General features: G+C 59.6%; 12 protein-coding genes and 2 pseudogenes. 7 read left to right on the top strand and 7 right to left on the bottom strand.

Annotation, left to right across the window (positions count from 1 at the left end):
- Positions 1 to 194 precede the first annotated feature (194 nt).
- Positions 195 to 1,697 carry a peptide MFS transporter gene (locus tag HGB41_RS21115; RefSeq protein ID WP_171088205.1) on the bottom strand — a complete coding sequence of 501 codons (1,503 nt, stop codon included), beginning with the start codon at positions 1,695 to 1,697 and terminating at the stop codon, positions 195 to 197.
- A 279-nt stretch (positions 1,698 to 1,976) separates the two neighbouring features.
- Here HGB41_RS21115 and ppnN point away from each other — a divergent pair, with 279 nt between their 5' ends.
- A complete protein-coding gene (ppnN, locus tag HGB41_RS21110; RefSeq protein ID WP_171088203.1) occupies positions 1,977 to 3,347 on the top strand; it encodes a nucleotide 5'-monophosphate nucleosidase PpnN in 1,371 nt (456 codons plus the stop codon).
- A 195-nt stretch (positions 3,348 to 3,542) separates the two neighbouring features.
- Here ppnN and lysS read toward each other — a convergent pair whose 3' ends face one another.
- The 3 genes from lysS to prfB all read right to left on the bottom strand — a co-directional run bounded on the left by lysS (position 3,543) and on the right by prfB (position 6,876).
- Positions 3,543 to 5,078: a lysine--tRNA ligase gene (gene lysS, locus HGB41_RS21105; protein ID WP_171088200.1), complete on the bottom strand. Its 1,536-nt coding sequence runs from the start codon at positions 5,076 to 5,078 to the stop codon at positions 3,543 to 3,545.
- A gap of 28 nt (positions 5,079 to 5,106) precedes the next feature.
- Positions 5,107 to 5,769 (bottom strand): HAD family hydrolase, encoded by a 663-nt coding sequence (locus HGB41_RS21100; RefSeq protein ID WP_171088198.1) that lies wholly within the window; start codon positions 5,767 to 5,769, stop codon positions 5,107 to 5,109.
- Positions 5,766 to 6,876 (bottom strand): peptide chain release factor 2 gene (gene prfB, locus HGB41_RS21095; RefSeq protein WP_171088196.1). Its coding sequence is split into 2 segments (ribosomal slippage): positions 5,766 to 6,794 and positions 6,796 to 6,876, totalling 1,110 coding nucleotides; the frame shifts between segments, so codons are not numbered across the junction. The genes HGB41_RS21100 and prfB overlap by 4 nt, the downstream gene beginning before the upstream one ends.
- 155 nt (positions 6,877 to 7,031) lie before the next feature.
- Here prfB and HGB41_RS21090 point away from each other — a divergent pair.
- Together HGB41_RS21090 and HGB41_RS21085 are read left to right on the top strand one after the other, a co-directional pair.
- A complete protein-coding gene (locus HGB41_RS21090) occupies positions 7,032 to 9,044 on the top strand; it encodes a bifunctional 2',3'-cyclic-nucleotide 2'-phosphodiesterase/3'-nucleotidase (RefSeq protein ID WP_171088194.1) in 2,013 nt (670 codons plus the stop codon).
- The gene (locus tag HGB41_RS21085; RefSeq protein WP_171088192.1) at positions 9,041 to 9,415 is read left to right on the top strand and encodes a tetratricopeptide repeat protein; all 375 of its coding nucleotides are present in this window, start codon (positions 9,041 to 9,043) and stop codon (positions 9,413 to 9,415) included. Before HGB41_RS21090 ends, HGB41_RS21085 begins: the two co-directional genes overlap by 4 nt.
- A 641-nt stretch (positions 9,416 to 10,056) precedes the next feature.
- Here the strand turns inward: HGB41_RS21085 and HGB41_RS21080 are convergent.
- Positions 10,057 to 10,275, bottom strand: a complete 219-nt coding sequence (locus tag HGB41_RS21080; RefSeq protein ID WP_171088190.1) for a hypothetical protein — start codon at positions 10,273 to 10,275, stop codon at positions 10,057 to 10,059.
- Positions 10,276 to 10,414: 139 nt separating this feature from the next.
- Here HGB41_RS21080 and HGB41_RS21075 point away from each other — a divergent pair, with 139 nt between their 5' ends.
- The gene (locus tag HGB41_RS21075) at positions 10,415 to 11,308 is read left to right on the top strand and encodes a LysR family transcriptional regulator (RefSeq protein ID WP_171088188.1); all 894 of its coding nucleotides are present in this window, start codon (positions 10,415 to 10,417) and stop codon (positions 11,306 to 11,308) included.
- 98 nt (positions 11,309 to 11,406) lie between these two features.
- On the opposite strand, the pseudogene HGB41_RS23645 reads toward HGB41_RS21075, so the two are convergent.
- A pseudogene (locus HGB41_RS23645) lies at positions 11,407 to 12,071 on the bottom strand (transposase domain-containing protein); the annotation flags it as partial.
- Positions 12,072 to 12,238: 167 nt separating this feature from the next.
- Between HGB41_RS23645 and HGB41_RS21065 the strand changes: the two are divergent.
- The 3 genes and pseudogenes from HGB41_RS21065 to HGB41_RS21055 all read left to right on the top strand — a co-directional run bounded on the left by HGB41_RS21065 (position 12,239) and on the right by HGB41_RS21055 (position 14,178).
- Positions 12,239 to 13,039 (top strand): NAD(P)H-dependent oxidoreductase, encoded by an 801-nt coding sequence (locus HGB41_RS21065; RefSeq protein WP_171088184.1) that lies wholly within the window; start codon positions 12,239 to 12,241, stop codon positions 13,037 to 13,039.
- Positions 13,040 to 13,217: 178 nt separating this feature from the next.
- Positions 13,218 to 13,497, top strand: a pseudogene (locus HGB41_RS21060) (efflux RND transporter permease subunit); the annotation flags it as partial.
- A gap of 282 nt (positions 13,498 to 13,779) precedes the next feature.
- The gene (locus HGB41_RS21055) at positions 13,780 to 14,178 is read left to right on the top strand and encodes a nuclear transport factor 2 family protein (protein WP_171088182.1); all 399 of its coding nucleotides are present in this window, start codon (positions 13,780 to 13,782) and stop codon (positions 14,176 to 14,178) included.
- An 858-nt stretch (positions 14,179 to 15,036) separates the two neighbouring features.
- Here HGB41_RS21055 and HGB41_RS21050 read toward each other — a convergent pair.
- Positions 15,037 to 15,354, bottom strand: coding sequence for a sigma 54-interacting transcriptional regulator (locus HGB41_RS21050; protein WP_371868565.1), 318 nt, complete (start codon positions 15,352 to 15,354; stop codon positions 15,037 to 15,039).
- Positions 15,355 to 15,731 lie beyond the last annotated feature (377 nt).

Raw genomic sequence — 15,731 nt, 5'->3', positions numbered from 1 at the left:
GAGCATAGTGTGAGGTGGATGGATAAGTACTTACTGCTCAAAGACCGTCATGCCCGCCACTGGCGGCCATGACTCCCGGCGAAGGCGGGAACAATGCCACTGGCATCGCTCCCTCCAAGTCCGTGGCACTCACGCAGCACACAAACAAAAACGGCGGCCCGCAGGCCGCCGTTTTCATTGGTACGTGATGACGCTTACTTCACGCCGTGCATCAGTTTCTGGATCAGCGGTGCGAGCAGGAACAGCAGCACGCCGCCGACCAGCAGGATCCAGAAGCCCGAGGTGTAGCCGTCCAGGGCCGAAGCCACCGACATGCCGGCATCGCCCGAGACGTGCGAGGCGAAGATGCCCGACAGGTTGTTGCCGATACCGGTCGACAGGAACCAGCCGCCCATGCCCAGGCCCACCAGGCGGGTAGGAGCCAGCTTGGTGACCATCGACAGGCCGATCGGCGACAGGCACAGCTCACCGATCGACTGGATCGTGTACACCGCCAGCAGGGTCCAGGCCGGGATCTGGCCGACCGGGTCCAGCAGCTGCGACAGCGCGTACATCAGCAGGCCGAAGGCCAGGCCGTTGATGATGATGCCCAGGCCGAACTTGCGCGGGATCGACGGGTTGGCGTTGCGCTTGCCCAGCATCACCCAGACGGCGGCGATGAGCGGCGCGAAGATGATGATCGCCACGGCGTTCACCGACTGGAAGTAGGCAACCGGGATCGAGAAGCCCAGGAAGTCGCGGTTGACGATCTGGTCGGCCAGGAAGGTGAACGAACTGCCGGCCTGCTCGAAGAAGCACCAGAACAGGATGTTGAAGAAGAAGATGATCATCATGGCGATGGTCTTGTCGCGCGCGACCTTGCCTTCGCGGACGCCTTCGACGATCAGCATCAGCGCCAGGATCACGAACATCACCGACAGCACGATCTGCAGCGTGGCGGCGCCCAGGCGCAGCAGCATGTAGACGACCGGGATGACGACCAGCGAGCCGACGATCACGCCGATCAGGCGCTTCGGGCTGGCCAGTTCGCCGACCGGCGCGCCGATGCCCTTGAGCTGCTTGCGGCCGATGAAGAACCAGACCAGCGCCAGCAGCATGCCGACGCCGGCAGCGGCGAACACGACCTTGTAGGCAGGGGTCGAGCCGTCGCCGAATTCCTGCGCCAGCAGGCCGGTGACGATCGGCGCGAAGAAGGCGCCGGCGTTGATGCCCATGTAGAAGATCGTGAAACCGGAATCGCGGCGGGTGTCGTGCAGCGAGTACAGCTGGCCGACCATGGCCGAGATGTTCGGCTTGAACATGCCGTTACCGACGATGATCGTGGCCAGGCCGAGCTTGAAGACATCTTCGTTCGGCAGCGTGATCATGAACAGGCCGGCCGCCATGAAGACAGCCCCGACCAGGATCGAGCGCTGGTAGCCGATGACGCGGTCGGCGACATAGCCGCCGAAGACGGCGCCGGCATACACCAGCGCGAGGTAGGAACCGTAAATCAGGTTGGCGTCGGCCTGGCCGACGGCGTCGCCGCCGTGGAACTGGGCGACGATGTAGAGCACGAGGGCCCAACGGATGCCGTAGAACGCAAAGCGCTCCCAGAACTCCGTCATGAACAGCATCCACAATGGCGCCGGATGGCCCATGATCTGTTTGAACTCTGGAATGGCCTTGTTGCCAGGTGTAGCAGCTGCACCGCTCATGCGGGTCCTCCCGAAATAGTTATCTGAATAGACGTTTTTTTAATGGAGCCATCGGTCGCCCGAAAATTCCAACTGGCACGCATTTTAGTGTAAATCGGTCATCGCAAGCGAACTTTTTCGGGTTGTGGTATTGACGATCGAAATTGGTGCGGGCCCTGTCGGGATATGCCCTTGTGCGGTGCTCCCGTATTGCCCTTATCGTGGGGGCAAAACCTTGGACTTTGGCGTATATTGGTAACCAGCCATACCGTTTCATCGCCAGATAGGGAAAACAAAATCATGACCCATGAAGTAGTCGATATCCTCATTTCTCCGGAAGGCCGCCTCGAAGTCCTGTCGAAAGCAGAAGTCACCAAGCTCCTGGACACCAGCAAGGGCGGTTTGTACGATATTTTCCGCAAGTGCGCACTTGCGGTGCTCAATAGCGGCAGTTCGATCGACGATGGCAAGGAGCTGCTTGAACGCTACCGCAGTTTCGACATCAGCATCCTGCAGCGCGAGCGCGGCATCAAGCTCGATATCCGCGGCGCCCCCGCAATTGCCTTCGTCGACGGCAAAATGATCCGCGGTATCCACGAGCACCTGTTCTCGGTGCTGCGCGATATCGTCTATGTCCATTTCGAAGTCACCGACAATCCGCGCTTCGATTTGAATCGCCCGGATGGCATCACCGACGCCGTATTCCATATCCTGCGCAATGCGAACGTGCTGCAGCCGCAGCGCAGCCCGAACCTGGTGGTGTGCTGGGGCGGACACTCGATCAGCCGCATCGAATACAACTACACGAAAGAAGTTGGCTATGCGCTGGGCTTGCGCGAGCTCGATATCTGCACCGGCTGCGGTCCGGGCGCGATGAAAGGGCCGATGAAAGGCGCGGCGATCGGCCACTCCAAGCAGCGCATGAGCGGCGGGCGCTACCTCGGCATTTCCGAGCCGGGCATTATCGCGGCCGAATCGCCCAACCCGATCGTGAATGATTTGGTGATCATGCCGGACATCGAGAAACGGCTGGAAGCCTTCGTGCGCACGGGGCACGGCATCATCGTATTCCCGGGCGGCGCTGGCACGGCCGAAGAGATCCTGTATATCCTCGGTATCCTGCTTCATCCGGAAAACGCAGAAACGCCCTTCCCGCTCATCTTCACGGGCCCGTCCACCTCGCGCGCGTATTTCGACCAGATCGACCAGTTCATCGGGCTGACCCTCGGCCCGGCGGCGCAGCGCCGCTACAAGATCATCATCGACGATCCGGCGCAGGTGGCCAGGGAGATGTCCGCCGGGATTGCCGAAGTGCGGTCCTTCCGCAAGGCGCACAGCGATGCGTATTACTTCAACTGGCGGCTCAAGATCGACCCGGAATTCCAGAAGCCGTTCCGCCCGACCCATGAAAACATGCGCAACCTGAAACTGCACCGCAACCAGGATGGGCACGTGCTGGCCGCGAACCTGCGGCGCGCGTTCTCGGGCATCGTTGCCGGGAACGTCAAGGAAGAGGGCATCCGCGCGATCGAGCAGTTCGGCAAGTACGAGATCCAGGGCGAAAGCGCGATCATGGGACCGATGGACGCGCTGTTGGCGTCGTTCGTGGAGCAGAGCCGGATGAAGTTGCCGGGCAAAGCCTATACGCCTTGCTACACCATCGTGCAATAACGATTATCGGTGCGCTCGAATATGCCGCGCATTGTAGGGTGGGCAAGTCTCTTGCCCACGCGTTCAAATCCCCTGTGAGCAGTCGCACGGGCTATTCATACGCAGGTTGAACGCGTGGGCGGCATAGCCGCCCACCCTACAAAAAAGGCGGCTCTGCTTTACGCACGCCGCCTTTTTTACGAGCATTCGAAATGCTTAGTCTTCTTTGCGCAAGTGCGGGAACAGCAGCACGTCGCGAATATTCGGCGAATCGGTAATCAGCATCATCAAACGGTCGATGCCGATGCCGCAGCCACCTGCCGGCGGCATGCCGTATTCCAGGGCGCGGATGTAGTCGGCGTCGAAGAACATCGCTTCTTCGTCACCGGCATCCTTGGCGGCGACCTGCGCCAGGAAACGCGCAGCCTGGTCTTCCGGATCGTTCAGCTCCGAGAAGCCGTTGGCGATCTCGCGGCCCACCATGAACAGCTCGAAGCGCTCGGTGATCCCTTCGCGCACGTCCGAGGCGCGTGCCAGCGGCGAGACTTCCACGGGATAGTCGATGATGAAGGTCGGCTCCCACAGCAGGGCTTCGGCAGTCTCTTCGAACAGCGACAGCTGGAGCGAACCCAGGCCGGCGGTGGCGAAAGGCTTGACGCCGAATTTCTTCAGTTCCGCCTTGATGAACTCCGGGTCGTTCAGCTGCTCCGGCGTATAGCCCGGCGCGTACTTGTCGATCGCTTCGACGATGGTCAGGCGCTGGAAAGGCTTGGACAGGTCCAGCTCACGGCCGCCATAGCTCAACACGGCGCTGCCGTTCGAATCGATGGCCGCCTGGCGGATCACCTGCTCGGTGAAGTTCATGATCCACTTGTAGTCGGTGTAGGCCGCATAGAATTCCATCATCGTGAATTCCGGGTTGTGACGGACCGACACGCCTTCGTTGCGGAAGTTGCGGTTGACCTCGAACACGCGATCGAAACCGCCCACCACCAGGCGCTTCAGGTAAAGCTCCGGTGCGATGCGCAGGTACATTTCCATGTCCAGCGCATTGTGGTGGGTGACGAAAGGCTTGGCCGCGGCGCCGCCCGGGATCGGGTGCAGCATCGGGGTCTCGACTTCCATGAAGCCGTTCTCTTCCATGAAGCGGCGCATCGACGACATCGCGGCGGTACGCGCCTTGAAGGTGCGGCGCGTGTCTTCGTTCATGATCAGGTCGACGTAGCGCTGACGGTACTTGGTTTCCTGGTCGGCCAGGCCGTGGAACTTGTCCGGCAGCGGGCGCAGCGCCTTGGCGATCAGGCGCAGCTTGCTGACCTTCACGGTCAGCTCGTCGACCTTGGTCTTGAACAGCGTGCCTTCGATGCCCAGGATATCGCCCAGGTCATAGGTGCGCAGCGCATCCATGGCTTCTTCGCCGGCGGAATCCAGCGTGACGTAGATCTGGATGCGGCCGCTGGCCGACGGGCCCGAACTGTCCTGCAGGGTGGCGAAGGCCGCCTTCTTCCCGGCTTCGCGGCGCAGCATCATGCGGCCCGCCATCACGACAGGAATCGGCTCGGCTTCCAGCTCTTCGCGGGTCTTGGCAACAAAGCTGGCCACCAGGTCGGCAGCCTTGTGCTGGGGGACGAAGTCGTTCGGGAAGGCGATGCCCTGCTGGCGGATGGTGGCCAGCTTGGCGCGGCGCTCGGCCATGATCTTGTTTTCATCGAGCGCCGGGACTGGCGACTGGTCTTGGTTTTCCGTAGTCATGATTGGATAGCAGTTCTAGTTTTGTTATTTAGGCGAAGAGCAGGTCTGCCGGCAGTGCGGAGAAGTCTGCTGCGATGGCGATGACGTTATCGAATTCGGCGAAGCTCGAGGCAGGCAGGGTGGTGGTCAAGACCACGCAGCGCATGCCTGCACGGCGCGCCGCTTCCACGCCCAGCGGCGCGTCTTCGAACACGATGCAATTCTCGGGCGCGACGCCGCACAGTTCGGCCGCCTTCAGGAACACGTCCGGATGCGGCTTGCCGCGCGCGACATCGGCGGCGCCGACGACCACGCCGAAGTGGCGGCGCAGGTCGAGGCCATCGAGGGTGAACTCGATGTTCGCCGGCGGGGCCGCGGTGGCCACGGCCAGCGCGATGCCATCGGCCTGCGCACGGGCGATGAGCGCATCGAAGCCAGTGACCGTCTTGCGGTGCGGTGCGTAGATTTCGCGGTAGACCAATTCCTTCTCGTGGTTGAGCAGGGCGACTTCCTCGTCATCCAGGTGCTCGCCCATCTCGGCGCGGATGATCTCCTTGCCCTGGCGGCCGGCGGTCGTGCGGAAAAATTCGTCCGCATCTACGCCCAAGCCGCGCCGCTCGAAGAAGGTGATCCAGGACTTCGTGTGGAAGTCCATGTTGTCGACGATGGTGCCGTCCATGTCGAAGATGAACGCACGCTTCATTTCCATCATGCGCCGACGCCCTGCTTGAGCGAGGCCGAAATGAAGTCGTCCAGGTCGCCGTCCAGCACGTTCTTGGTATTGCCGGTCTCGAAGCCGGTACGCAAGTCCTTGATGCGCGACTGGTCCAGCACGTAGGAGCGGATCTGGTGGCCCCAGCCGACATCGGTCTTCGAGTCTTCGAGTTTCTGCTGCTCGCTCATGCGGTTGCGCATCTCGAGCTCGAACAGCTTGGCGCGCAACATGTCCCAGGCTTCGGCCTTGTTGCGGTGCTGCGAACGGTCGTTCTGGCACTGCACGACAATGCCCGACGGGCCGTGCGTCAGGCGCACCGCGGAGTCGGTCTTGTTGATGTGCTGTCCACCGGCCCCGGACGCGCGGTAGGTGTCGATGCGCACGTCGGCCGGGTTGATCTCGATCTCGATCGAATCGTCCACTTCCGGATACACGAACAGCGAGGTGAACGAGGTGTGGCGGCCGTTGGCCGAGTCGAACGGCGACTTGCGCACCAGGCGATGCACGCCGGTCTCGGTGCGCAGGTGGCCATAGGCATACTCGCCATCGACCTTGATGGTCGCGGTCTTGATGCCGGCGACTTCACCGTCGGACTGTTCCAGGATCTCGGCCTTGAAGCCCTTGCGTTCGCAATAGCGCAGGTACTGGCGCAGCAGCATCGAGGCCCAGTCCTGGGCTTCGGTACCGCCGGCACCGGCCTGGATGTCGATGAAGCAGTTCGCGTGGTCCATCGGGTTGCCGAACATGCGGCGGAATTCCATCTGCTCGATGATCTTGCCGACCGCGTCGATGTCCGCGCTGACCGCTTCGATGGTGTCGTCGTCGCCTTCTTCGCGCGCCATGCCGAACAGGTCGGCGGCGTCCGCGAGGTCGGCCTTCGCTTTTTCCAGCGTGTGCACGACGCCCTCGAGGGCTTTTTTCTCTTTACCGAGATCCAGCGCCCGTTTCTGGTCGTTCCAGACGGTCGGATCTTCGAGTTCTTCGTTGACCTGCTCTAGTTTCTCTGACTTCCGATCGAAGTCAAAGATACCTCCGAAGTTCGGCCTCACGACCGGTCAGGTCGTTCAGCAGGGCGGAAATGGCGTTGATGCGTTCAGCTTCCATGGTCTCGGCAGTCTAGTGAGTGGGTTAAATCGAACCTTCGATTATACCCCAGGTGCGCCCCGGTCCGGCAGCACGGGTGGTCTCGCCGGGTGTATGCCTTGCTCCATCGCCGGGCGCTGCCTTATCATCGCCCGATTCTCCCATTCCAATCTGCCATGGCCACCTCCCTGCGTTATCAAATCTGCATCGCGCTGCTCCCAACGCTCATCAGCATGTCCGCCCTGGCCGCAAAGAGGCCGGCAGCCGGCACCTCCGCGACGCTGGCCGTGCTGGAGACCACCGACCTGCACGCGAACGTGGTCGGCTACGACTACTACAAGCTGGCGGCCGAGCCCTCGCATGGACTGGACCGTACCGCCACATTGATCCACCAAGCGCGCAAGGAATTCCCCAACACGCTCCTGCTCGACAATGGCGACACGATCCAGGGCAATGCGCTGGCCGACTACCAGGCGCAGGTAAAGCCGCTGGCTTGCGGCGAGACCCTGGGCATCTACAAGATCATGAACCTTTTGCGCTACGACGGCGCGGCGGTCGGCAACCACGAATTCAATTACGGCTTGCCCTTCCTCAGCCAGGTTACCGGCAGCCGCTTCCAGGTCGCCGGCGTGGACCAGCCGAAGCGCTGCGCCGGCCCGACCTTCCCGCTGGTGCTGGCCAACGTCTACAGCGTGAAGACGAAGAAGCCGCTGTTCAGCCCTTACACGATCATCGATAAACAGGTCAGCGCCGTCGACAAGGACGACAAGCCAGTGACCGCAAGCGTGCGGGTCGGGATCATCGGCTTCACGCCGCCGTCCATCATGTCCTGGGACAAACGCTGGCTCGCGGGCCGTGTGTACACCACCGGCGTGCGGGAAGCCGCGCAGAAGTACATTCCGGAGATGCGCGGGAAGGGCGCCGACCTGGTCATCGCCATCTCGCACGGCGGCCTCGATGCCGCTCCGTACACGTCTTCGATGGAAAACGCCAACTGGCACCTGGCGCAGGTGCCGGGGATCGACGCCATGCTGCTCGGGCACTCGCACCAGCTGTTCCCGAACGCGGCCAGCACGGTCCCGCAATTCCAGCTGCCAGGCGTGGACAAGGCCAGGGGACTGGTGCACGGCGTGCCGACGGTGATGGCCAACCTGTGGGGCAAGCACCTGGGCGTGGTCCAGCTGCACCTGAAGCACGACGGCAGGCGCTGGATGGTCGAGAAGGACAATACGCGCGTCGAAGCGCGTGCCGCGCAGACGGGCGACAAGGCCTTCGTCGATGCCGATCCTGCCGTGATGGCGCTGGTGAAGGACGAGCACGAGGCAACCATCCGCTACGTCAAGACGCCGGTCGGCTCGACCGGGTTCCGCATGTCGAGCTATTTCGCCGACGTGGGCGATGTCTCGGCCATCGAGGTCGTCAACCAGGCGCAGACCGACTACGTCGCGAACTATGTCGCGGCCAACCTGCCGCAGTACAAAGACCTGCCGGTGCTGTCGGTGTCGGCCCCGTTCAAGAGCGGCGCGGCCGGCCCGGCCGACTACACCGACGTGAAGCCGGGCGACCTGGCGCTGAACAATGCGGCCGACCTCTACCTGTATCCGAACGCGCTGTATGCCGTGAAGGTCAATGGCGTCCAGCTCAAGGCCTGGCTGGAGAAGTCGGCGCAGCGTTTCAATACCATCGATCCCGCGAAGCCTGAAGTGCAGCCGCTCGTCAATCCGGCGGTGCCGAGCTACAACTTCGACACCATCACTTCACCCGACGTGTCCTACGAGATCGACGTGACGCGCGTCCCGGGCGAGCGTATCCGCAAGCTGTCCTGGCGCGGCAAGCCGGTGGACGACGGGCAGGAGTTCCTGGTCGCGACGAATAATTACCGCGCCAGCGGCGGCGGTAATTTCCCGGGACTGGACGGCAGCCGCACCGTGATCGCTTCGCCGGACAATAACCGCGATGCCTTGATCAACTACGTGCGCAAGGTCAAGGGCTTGACCCGCGCGGCGCATGGGGCGGCACGCAGCTGGCGCTTTGCGCAGGTCAAAACCGCGGGCCCGGTAGTGTTTTACTCGGCGCCCGGGATGGTGGGCCTGGCGCACGAGGCGGGGCTGCACAACGTCAGCCAGATGGCGGCGGACGACGGCCGTGGCAAAGGTACCGCCCTGTACGCGGTCGACCTGTCGAAATGAAGCGTTTATTGATGGCCGCGCTGGCGGCGCTGGTGCTGGCCCAGCCCTCCATGGCCCAGCATGGGGATGAGGGCGATAGCGCGTTCCGGCGTGGCCTGGCACATCGCAGTGGCGACCCTGCGCTGGCGGTTCACTGGCTCGGCGTTGCCGCCTCGCGCGGCATGCCCGAGGCCATGTTCGTGCTGGCGAACATGCTGCTGGACGGGGAGGGCGTTCCGCGCGACGAAGCGGCGGCGCGGCGCTGGCTGGAAGCCGCAGCCGAGCTGGATTATCCGGAAGCCTGGCAGCAGCTGGCCTTGCTTGAACCCGATCCGCAACGGGCAGCCCAGCTCATGCGGCGGGCGGCGCATGCGCTCACCCATCGAAAATAGTTCCGGAATTCGCCGGTGCTTCGATTGATCGTTCGCGTCATCCGGCCGGGTCGCGGGAAGTACGCTGGGTGTTCCAGCCGGCTTGACTACCGTCAAAGTTAGGCTCACGCCTTAGGCTAATGATTTCAAGGACTTGGCTTGTGTGAGCCCAATAGGTCGAAGTCGTTTCGCCACAGTTAGACTCACAAATGTGGAGCGGGACCCTTCGCGCTAAATAGCGCCATCGGTTACTTCGCAGCAGAGCTCAAGTGAGGTACGTATTCAGAGCCAAGTATTGAAACGTCTGGCCTACGCGAACCGTGTGCAAGGTGATTGACGCTCCTGCAGTGCCTTTTATGGCTAGTTCAAGCGGCCATCAAGCCAGCGCGAGCGCCACAATGCCAAGCTGCTGCGAGCTATCGAAGATCGTCATGAGGCAAAAAGGCCTATGGATCGCCACGCGTTATTCGCGAGTATTTGATGCTGGACTGGCGTGCATTGAGAACCGCGTGACACGCCTTGTCAAGGCGGCAGGAATCCACGCCGAATTTGCTAGACCGGCAGCTTAAAGCGACTGCGCGCAGCTGGGGGAAGGCGCTGAGTCGTTCATCTGGCTCTGGCCCGGGTGGGACGTGCCTATGCTCAGCGCACGCAGTGCCGAATTAGCTGCTCTCCGAACCCGGGACCGGTTTGACCAGGCCGCGCGAAACGGCTTCATTGAAGAGGTCGCGCACGGTTTTGCCCACGGCGCGGTTTTCGGCCTCAAGCTGCTTGCCAATACCCCTCGTCTTTTTGCCCAGCGCGGCGAGCTGGCTGCTTGCGTCCTGTAGCTGCACGCCTGTCGATTCCGGACGCGCGCTGGCCCGTCCAATATCGCCCACAACTTTTCTGCTTGCGCAAGGTCTTCGCTCGGGATGCGCATGGCCGAAAGTAAGTTCAAGAGGTTTTCCAGCTCGATCCGGCAGGGTAGGTTCGACGCTGGTATATTGGAAATGAATTATCAACATACCAGCTATATAAATGCTTAATTTGCGAAAACTTGACCTGAACCTGCTGGTGACCCTTGACGTCCTTTTAACTGAACGTAACGTCACCCGTGCAGCACGGCGCCTTAACTTTTCTCAGCCATCTGTCAGCGTTCATCTCGCCAAGCTGCGAGATATTTTTGGGGACCCGCTTCTGCTACCCGGGCCGCGGGGAATGCAGCCCACCGCACGAGCAGAGGAATTGCTTGAGCCGTTGCGGCAAGCGTTAGAATCGCTCGAGCGCGCAGTTGCGCCAACCCGCCCTTTTAACCCGGCAGCGTCTGACCGTACATGGCGTGTCGCCGCTTCGGATTCGAGTGCATCGACTATCCTTCTACCTGCGATGGCCACCATCCGCTCGGTGGCCCCTTCAACTCGGCTCGCAGTGCTCGACTTAGTTCCTTCACATATTGCGAAGCAGGCGGAACAAGCCGAGATAGATATTGCCTTGCATACCGGCGAAGGTTCCCCGCTCCGACTTCGCCGCCGTACACTTTTCGCGGAGCGTTACGTACTTGCTGGCAGGGTGGACCATCCGCACCTGAGGCCGCAACTTACGCTTGCGCAATTCTGTGAGCTTGAGCACGTCATCGTGTCACCCGACGGCGGCGGCTTCTATGGAGTGACTGACGATGTCCTCGCCAAAGCTGGCTTGAAACGCAAGGTGGTTCTTTCTGTTCCAAACTTCTTGTTTATGATGTCCGTCCTGGCCAGTACAGACCTTGTCGCCATGTTGCCCTCGCGACTAGTACGCAGTACGAAAATGCTGCAGATTATCGAGCCGCCTGTAGATGTTCCCGAGTATGAAATGGTCATGCTTTGGCACGAGCGTTCCCATCGCGATCCTGCTCACCAGTGGTTGCGGGAGACGATCGCAACGTCGGTGTGAAAACTTGCCTGTCAAAAATCCCAGCGGAGCTGGCTGCATCGCGCATCGAGTACGAAATCGGTTCGCATCGAACTGCTGACGCGCCAGCCAACGATTTATCGAGGAACGATGTCGATCACGAAGGCTACGTAGGCGAAGCCTCGCCAAATCGAGAGGTAGGTAAAATCACTGACGCAGTAGTTCCGTCGCTGTGCGTTTGAACAGGCGGTTGACCCGGTCGAGTGGAATGTCGCCTTCGCATTGACTACTGCACTGCGCACGACCTTGCCACGCATGACACCGCGCGATGCGGCTTTGCGCATCAGACGCTCCACCCTGCAGCGAGCTCGTTCCATTTCCTCAAGCTGCAGCCGGCGCCGTACCTTATTTGCCCCCGTCGACCGGCAGGTTCGCCTGCCAAACCCGCAAGATGTCCGTGTTCAGCGCGTCGTCGCGCTGAACACGGACATAGCGCAATGCTGGGTTGCTCCGCCGGGAGGCGACAGTGGCCCGACGGCGCGACTTGAATCAACAGCGTAAGCTTGGCGGTACTGGTCGACAAATGCCCCGCGGCTTAACTGGCGACCGAGTTCGGCCAGGGCGAAAAAAGCACTCGCCAAGCGCGGTATCTCGTTTGCTTCGCGCAGCTCGCGCATTTCTCGCCCGAGCGCCTTAACGTGTTCTCTTCCTCGCCGGTAGTCGCCCTGGACGCTGGCAGGTATCACACTCCGCTGCGTACCCAGCCACGCAGCGTTCCTGCCGTGCAGCCGATCTTGGCCGCGATCTACACGATTGCATCCCATTGCAATTTGTTCGGCCTGCAGGTTCGTGGAACCGCTCGCGCGTTTCCTGAATTAAGAATCTTAATAGGTCGTATGTGGATAATTCATTTCCAATATACCAGCGTCGGACCTATTCTGCTCCCTCCCGCTTACATCGAAAGACCCAGTTATGAACATACTTCTCGTCCATGCGCATCCAGAATCGGTATCCCTAAACGGCGCGCTGAAGGATTTCACCGTGCAACGGCTGCAGAGCGCTGGACACTCAGTAAAGGTGTCTGATCTGTACGGAATGCAATGGAAAGCGGCTGTAGATGCTGACGATACCGCCCAACGGCTGTCCACGACCCGGTTCGATGTTGCCTACGAGTCCAAGCACGCTTTCGAAAATGGCTATCAAAGTGAAGACATCACGCGCGAGCAAGAGAAGCTGGTGTGGGCCGATGCAGTGATTCTTCAGTTCCCTCTATGGTGGTACTCCATGCCAGCGATTCTTAAAGGCTGGGTAGAGCGGGTATATGCATTCGGCTTTGCCTATGGCGTTGGAGAGCATTCCGATACGCACTGGGGCGATCGTTTCGGTGAGGGCACATTAGCCGGGAAGAGAGCTATGCTAATGGTGACCGCAGGTGGTTGGGAGTCCCACTACGGTCCACGGGGCATCAACGGTCCGATCAACGACATGCTCTATCCTATCCAGCACGGTATCCTGTTCTATCCGGGCTTCGATGTGATGCCGCCGTTTGTGGTGTATCGAGCTGGCAGCACAGATGAGAGCAGGTTTGCTCACCTTTGTGACGAACTGGGACAACGACTCGATACGCTCTTCAGCGCAGATCCCATCGCGTTTCGTCCTCAAAACAAGGGCGATTACGAAATTCCAGCGCTTACCTTGCGGCAAGACATTCTCCCTGGGCAAACCGGCCTATCGGTACACGTCTCGGATTTCAAGCACAAGAATCTGAAGTAATCCCGCATCCTGCAGTGGCCAGCGATCTGCTAAACACGAAGAAGGCAGAACAGGCAAAGAGGAATGCCCCGGCCACTGCCGCGGCCAAGAACACCGCCACGTTGGCGCTAAATACCGCCAAGAAGTAAGGACATGGAACTTCTCACGCTTCTTCGTCGACAAGCGGGTCTTCGCGGTCGTGCTATCGGTGATCGTCTTTGTCGGCGGCCTGATCGCGATTTTCCAGCTGCCGATTTCCGAATACCCCGAGTGGTACCGCCTTCCATGGTAGTGCGCGCCCAGTATCCCGGCGCGAACCCGAAGGTCATCGCCGAGACCGTGGCGGCGCCGCTGGAGAGCAGATCAACGGTATCGAGGACATGCTCTACATGAGCTAACAGAACACTTCAGACGGCGCCCTGACCCTGACCCTGACCTTCGCGATCGGCACCGATATCGACCGCGCCGAAAGCCAGGTGTAGAACCGGAGTGCGCTGAGATGAAAAACCAAGCGACGTGCTCACGGAGAGACTTTTGCCCCGGACACACGGGGTATTTACGGGCATAGATAGCCATGCACAATCAGCGTATGCAGCGCGCAAGACTATGACCGTTGTTATCGTTTTCAATAGTAGGCAACACCCTCCGCCAATTGATCAGGTTAATAGTCCGTATTTCAATAATTCATTTCCAACAAACCTATTTCGGACTTATTCTCCCGAACTTGCCTGCATGATCTACATATAATCGAGGACGTACTGATGACTGTTATAGAAAACAAAAACCTTATAAACCTTTTTCTCGGCCACTTTGAGAAGGGTAGTGTTGACCAAATTCTTGAAACTATGAGTGATGATTCGACTTGGTGGGTCAACGGCAAACCGCACTTGTTTCCGTTTGCCGGATTGAAAACCAAGGCGGAAATGCGGCCCGTCTTAAAAGAGCTTTTCACTATGTTTAATGGTGAACTGAAAATGGACTTGAAGAGCTCAATTGGCGAAGGCGATGCGGTAGCCGTGGAAGCACGCTCGCGAGGAGTAACTAGTAGCGGAAAAATATATGAGAATGAGTACCATATGCTATTCAGACTTCGCGATGGGAAAATTACTGAGGTTCGCGAGTACACAGATCCGATGCATGCGGTAGAGGTGATGGATTGAATAGTCATATTACTCGATGCCGTGGAAATAGCGCTAATCGGCGAACGCACGGAAATGCGAAAAAGTAAATCCAAAGATTTAGAAACTGATGTGCAGTGGTCCACTGAGCAGCTGCGGTTCTGATCAGGCGCTGCATGACTTATCGGTCGTGCGCCTAATAAACCTTAGGCAACACTAGACCCGCGGCAACCGCATGTCGAGCGCAACTTGCAAGGCCACGTACGTCTATGATGGCGCGGGCCGGCGTGTGAGTACGGTAGGTACCGATGGCGTCAATATATTTCCGTAAAATTTGCAGTTGCCAGAGTGGCTTAATTTCCGATCTCGGAACTTGATGCCATGATGGCGCAATGTTGCGCTGCTACCGTCGTTGCTGTTCGCCTTAGCATTTTGCCCGCCTCGGTTCGACCCCAGGATAGGAGATGGTGCGCCTCCGTAGGGCGATCATCTCCTATACGAGCCTGAAAGGTGTACAGGATCGCGCGGATTACCGGCCCGGCCGCGCTGTTCACGTGCGCGCGTTCTTTAAAAAACTCTGATGGGAAATTCATGGCATTCACTGCTGTATGCGTTATCTCCCTAATTTTTTGGACTTGTGTCTCAGCAATCACTGGGGTTGCGGAACCATGGGACCTGGCTACTTATTGGACCATCATTTATCCCGCAGCGCTTGCTTTGTCAGTGATCATGGGGGCGGTGCTTAAGCGTTCACAGTGGTCCGCAGGCGCCATTGTCATGTTCGCTCAAATCCCGGTGACTCTAGCGTCTTCGGGTGCTGCCGCAATGTTGGGCGCAGGAATCTTTTATGCCGCTATTATCTCAATTCCGGCTATTGCACTGTCATGGTTCGCAGGTAGATTACGGCAGGCTCACAGCAGTAAATGACTGCCAATTCTCTGATTGTAGGTCATGCGGAAGGGCTGCACAGTTGATTGTCACTAAGGGCTTGTCCTTGCGCCGGCTCCGGCTGTGAATGGCGCGGGCAAAGCGTTCCTTGCCGACGCCAGTCTCGCCCGACAGCAGCACGGTGACGCTGGTTTCAGCGGCGTTCTCGACCAGGCGATAGGCTTGCCTGAAGCTTGGCGACTCGCCGACCATGTCCTCCAAGCTGCGGTCTTTTTTGAGGCTGCTGCGCAGCGTCTCGACCTGGGAAGATAATTCCAGCAGCTGGCTCACAATGGATTCGGGTTCAAAGTAGGACGTATGGTCCTCTGCGTCGGGCCAATTCTCAACCGGCTTCCCGACGATCCTGCATTCGTCGTGCGAACAGCCGATGCACCTCTGGGAATGTAATCAAGTTGTTTCCTTATGCATCAGTCGCAGGGCAACTGAAAAGTTGTCCGTATTGATGATCTTAATTGTTTGGTGAACTGATCTGGACGCGAAAAGGAAAATTTACCATTTAATAGACGCGTCATCAGCGAAAAAGCTCACGGTTCATTGCGCCAAGAACTGTCCTTCTTTAAGCCGGTTTAAAGGCTTCATGAATTTGCTGCGATGCAGTATTCCGGCGTGTTTTGGGTCCTTGCCGGGGACTGGCACGCCGCTTGCAA

Origin of the sequence: Telluria aromaticivorans, assembly GCF_013003915.1 — a bacterium.
Taxonomy (GTDB): Bacteria; Pseudomonadota; Gammaproteobacteria; order Burkholderiales; family Burkholderiaceae_D; genus Telluria; species Telluria aromaticivorans.
This window is presented reverse-complemented; position numbering and strand designations above follow the sequence as displayed.

Bases quoted from the DNA above. Each gene is read 5' to 3' on its own strand.
- HGB41_RS21115 (WP_171088205.1), bottom strand. From the start codon at position 1,697: ATGAGCGGTGCAGCTGCTACACCTGGCAACAAGGCCATTCCAGAGTTC.
- ppnN (WP_171088203.1), top strand. From the start codon at position 1,977: ATGACCCATGAAGTAGTCGATATCCTCATTTCTCCGGAAGGCCGCCTC.
- lysS (WP_171088200.1), bottom strand. From the start codon at position 5,078: ATGACTACGGAAAACCAAGACCAGTCGCCAGTCCCGGCGCTCGATGAA.
- HGB41_RS21100 (WP_171088198.1), bottom strand. From the start codon at position 5,769: ATGATGGAAATGAAGCGTGCGTTCATCTTCGACATGGACGGCACCATC.
- HGB41_RS21090 (WP_171088194.1), top strand. From the start codon at position 7,032: ATGGCCACCTCCCTGCGTTATCAAATCTGCATCGCGCTGCTCCCAACG.
- HGB41_RS21085 (WP_171088192.1), top strand. From the start codon at position 9,041: ATGAAGCGTTTATTGATGGCCGCGCTGGCGGCGCTGGTGCTGGCCCAG.
- HGB41_RS21075 (WP_171088188.1), top strand. From the start codon at position 10,415: ATGCTTAATTTGCGAAAACTTGACCTGAACCTGCTGGTGACCCTTGAC.
- HGB41_RS21065 (WP_171088184.1), top strand. From the start codon at position 12,239: ATGAACATACTTCTCGTCCATGCGCATCCAGAATCGGTATCCCTAAAC.
- HGB41_RS21055 (WP_171088182.1), top strand. From the start codon at position 13,780: ATGACTGTTATAGAAAACAAAAACCTTATAAACCTTTTTCTCGGCCAC.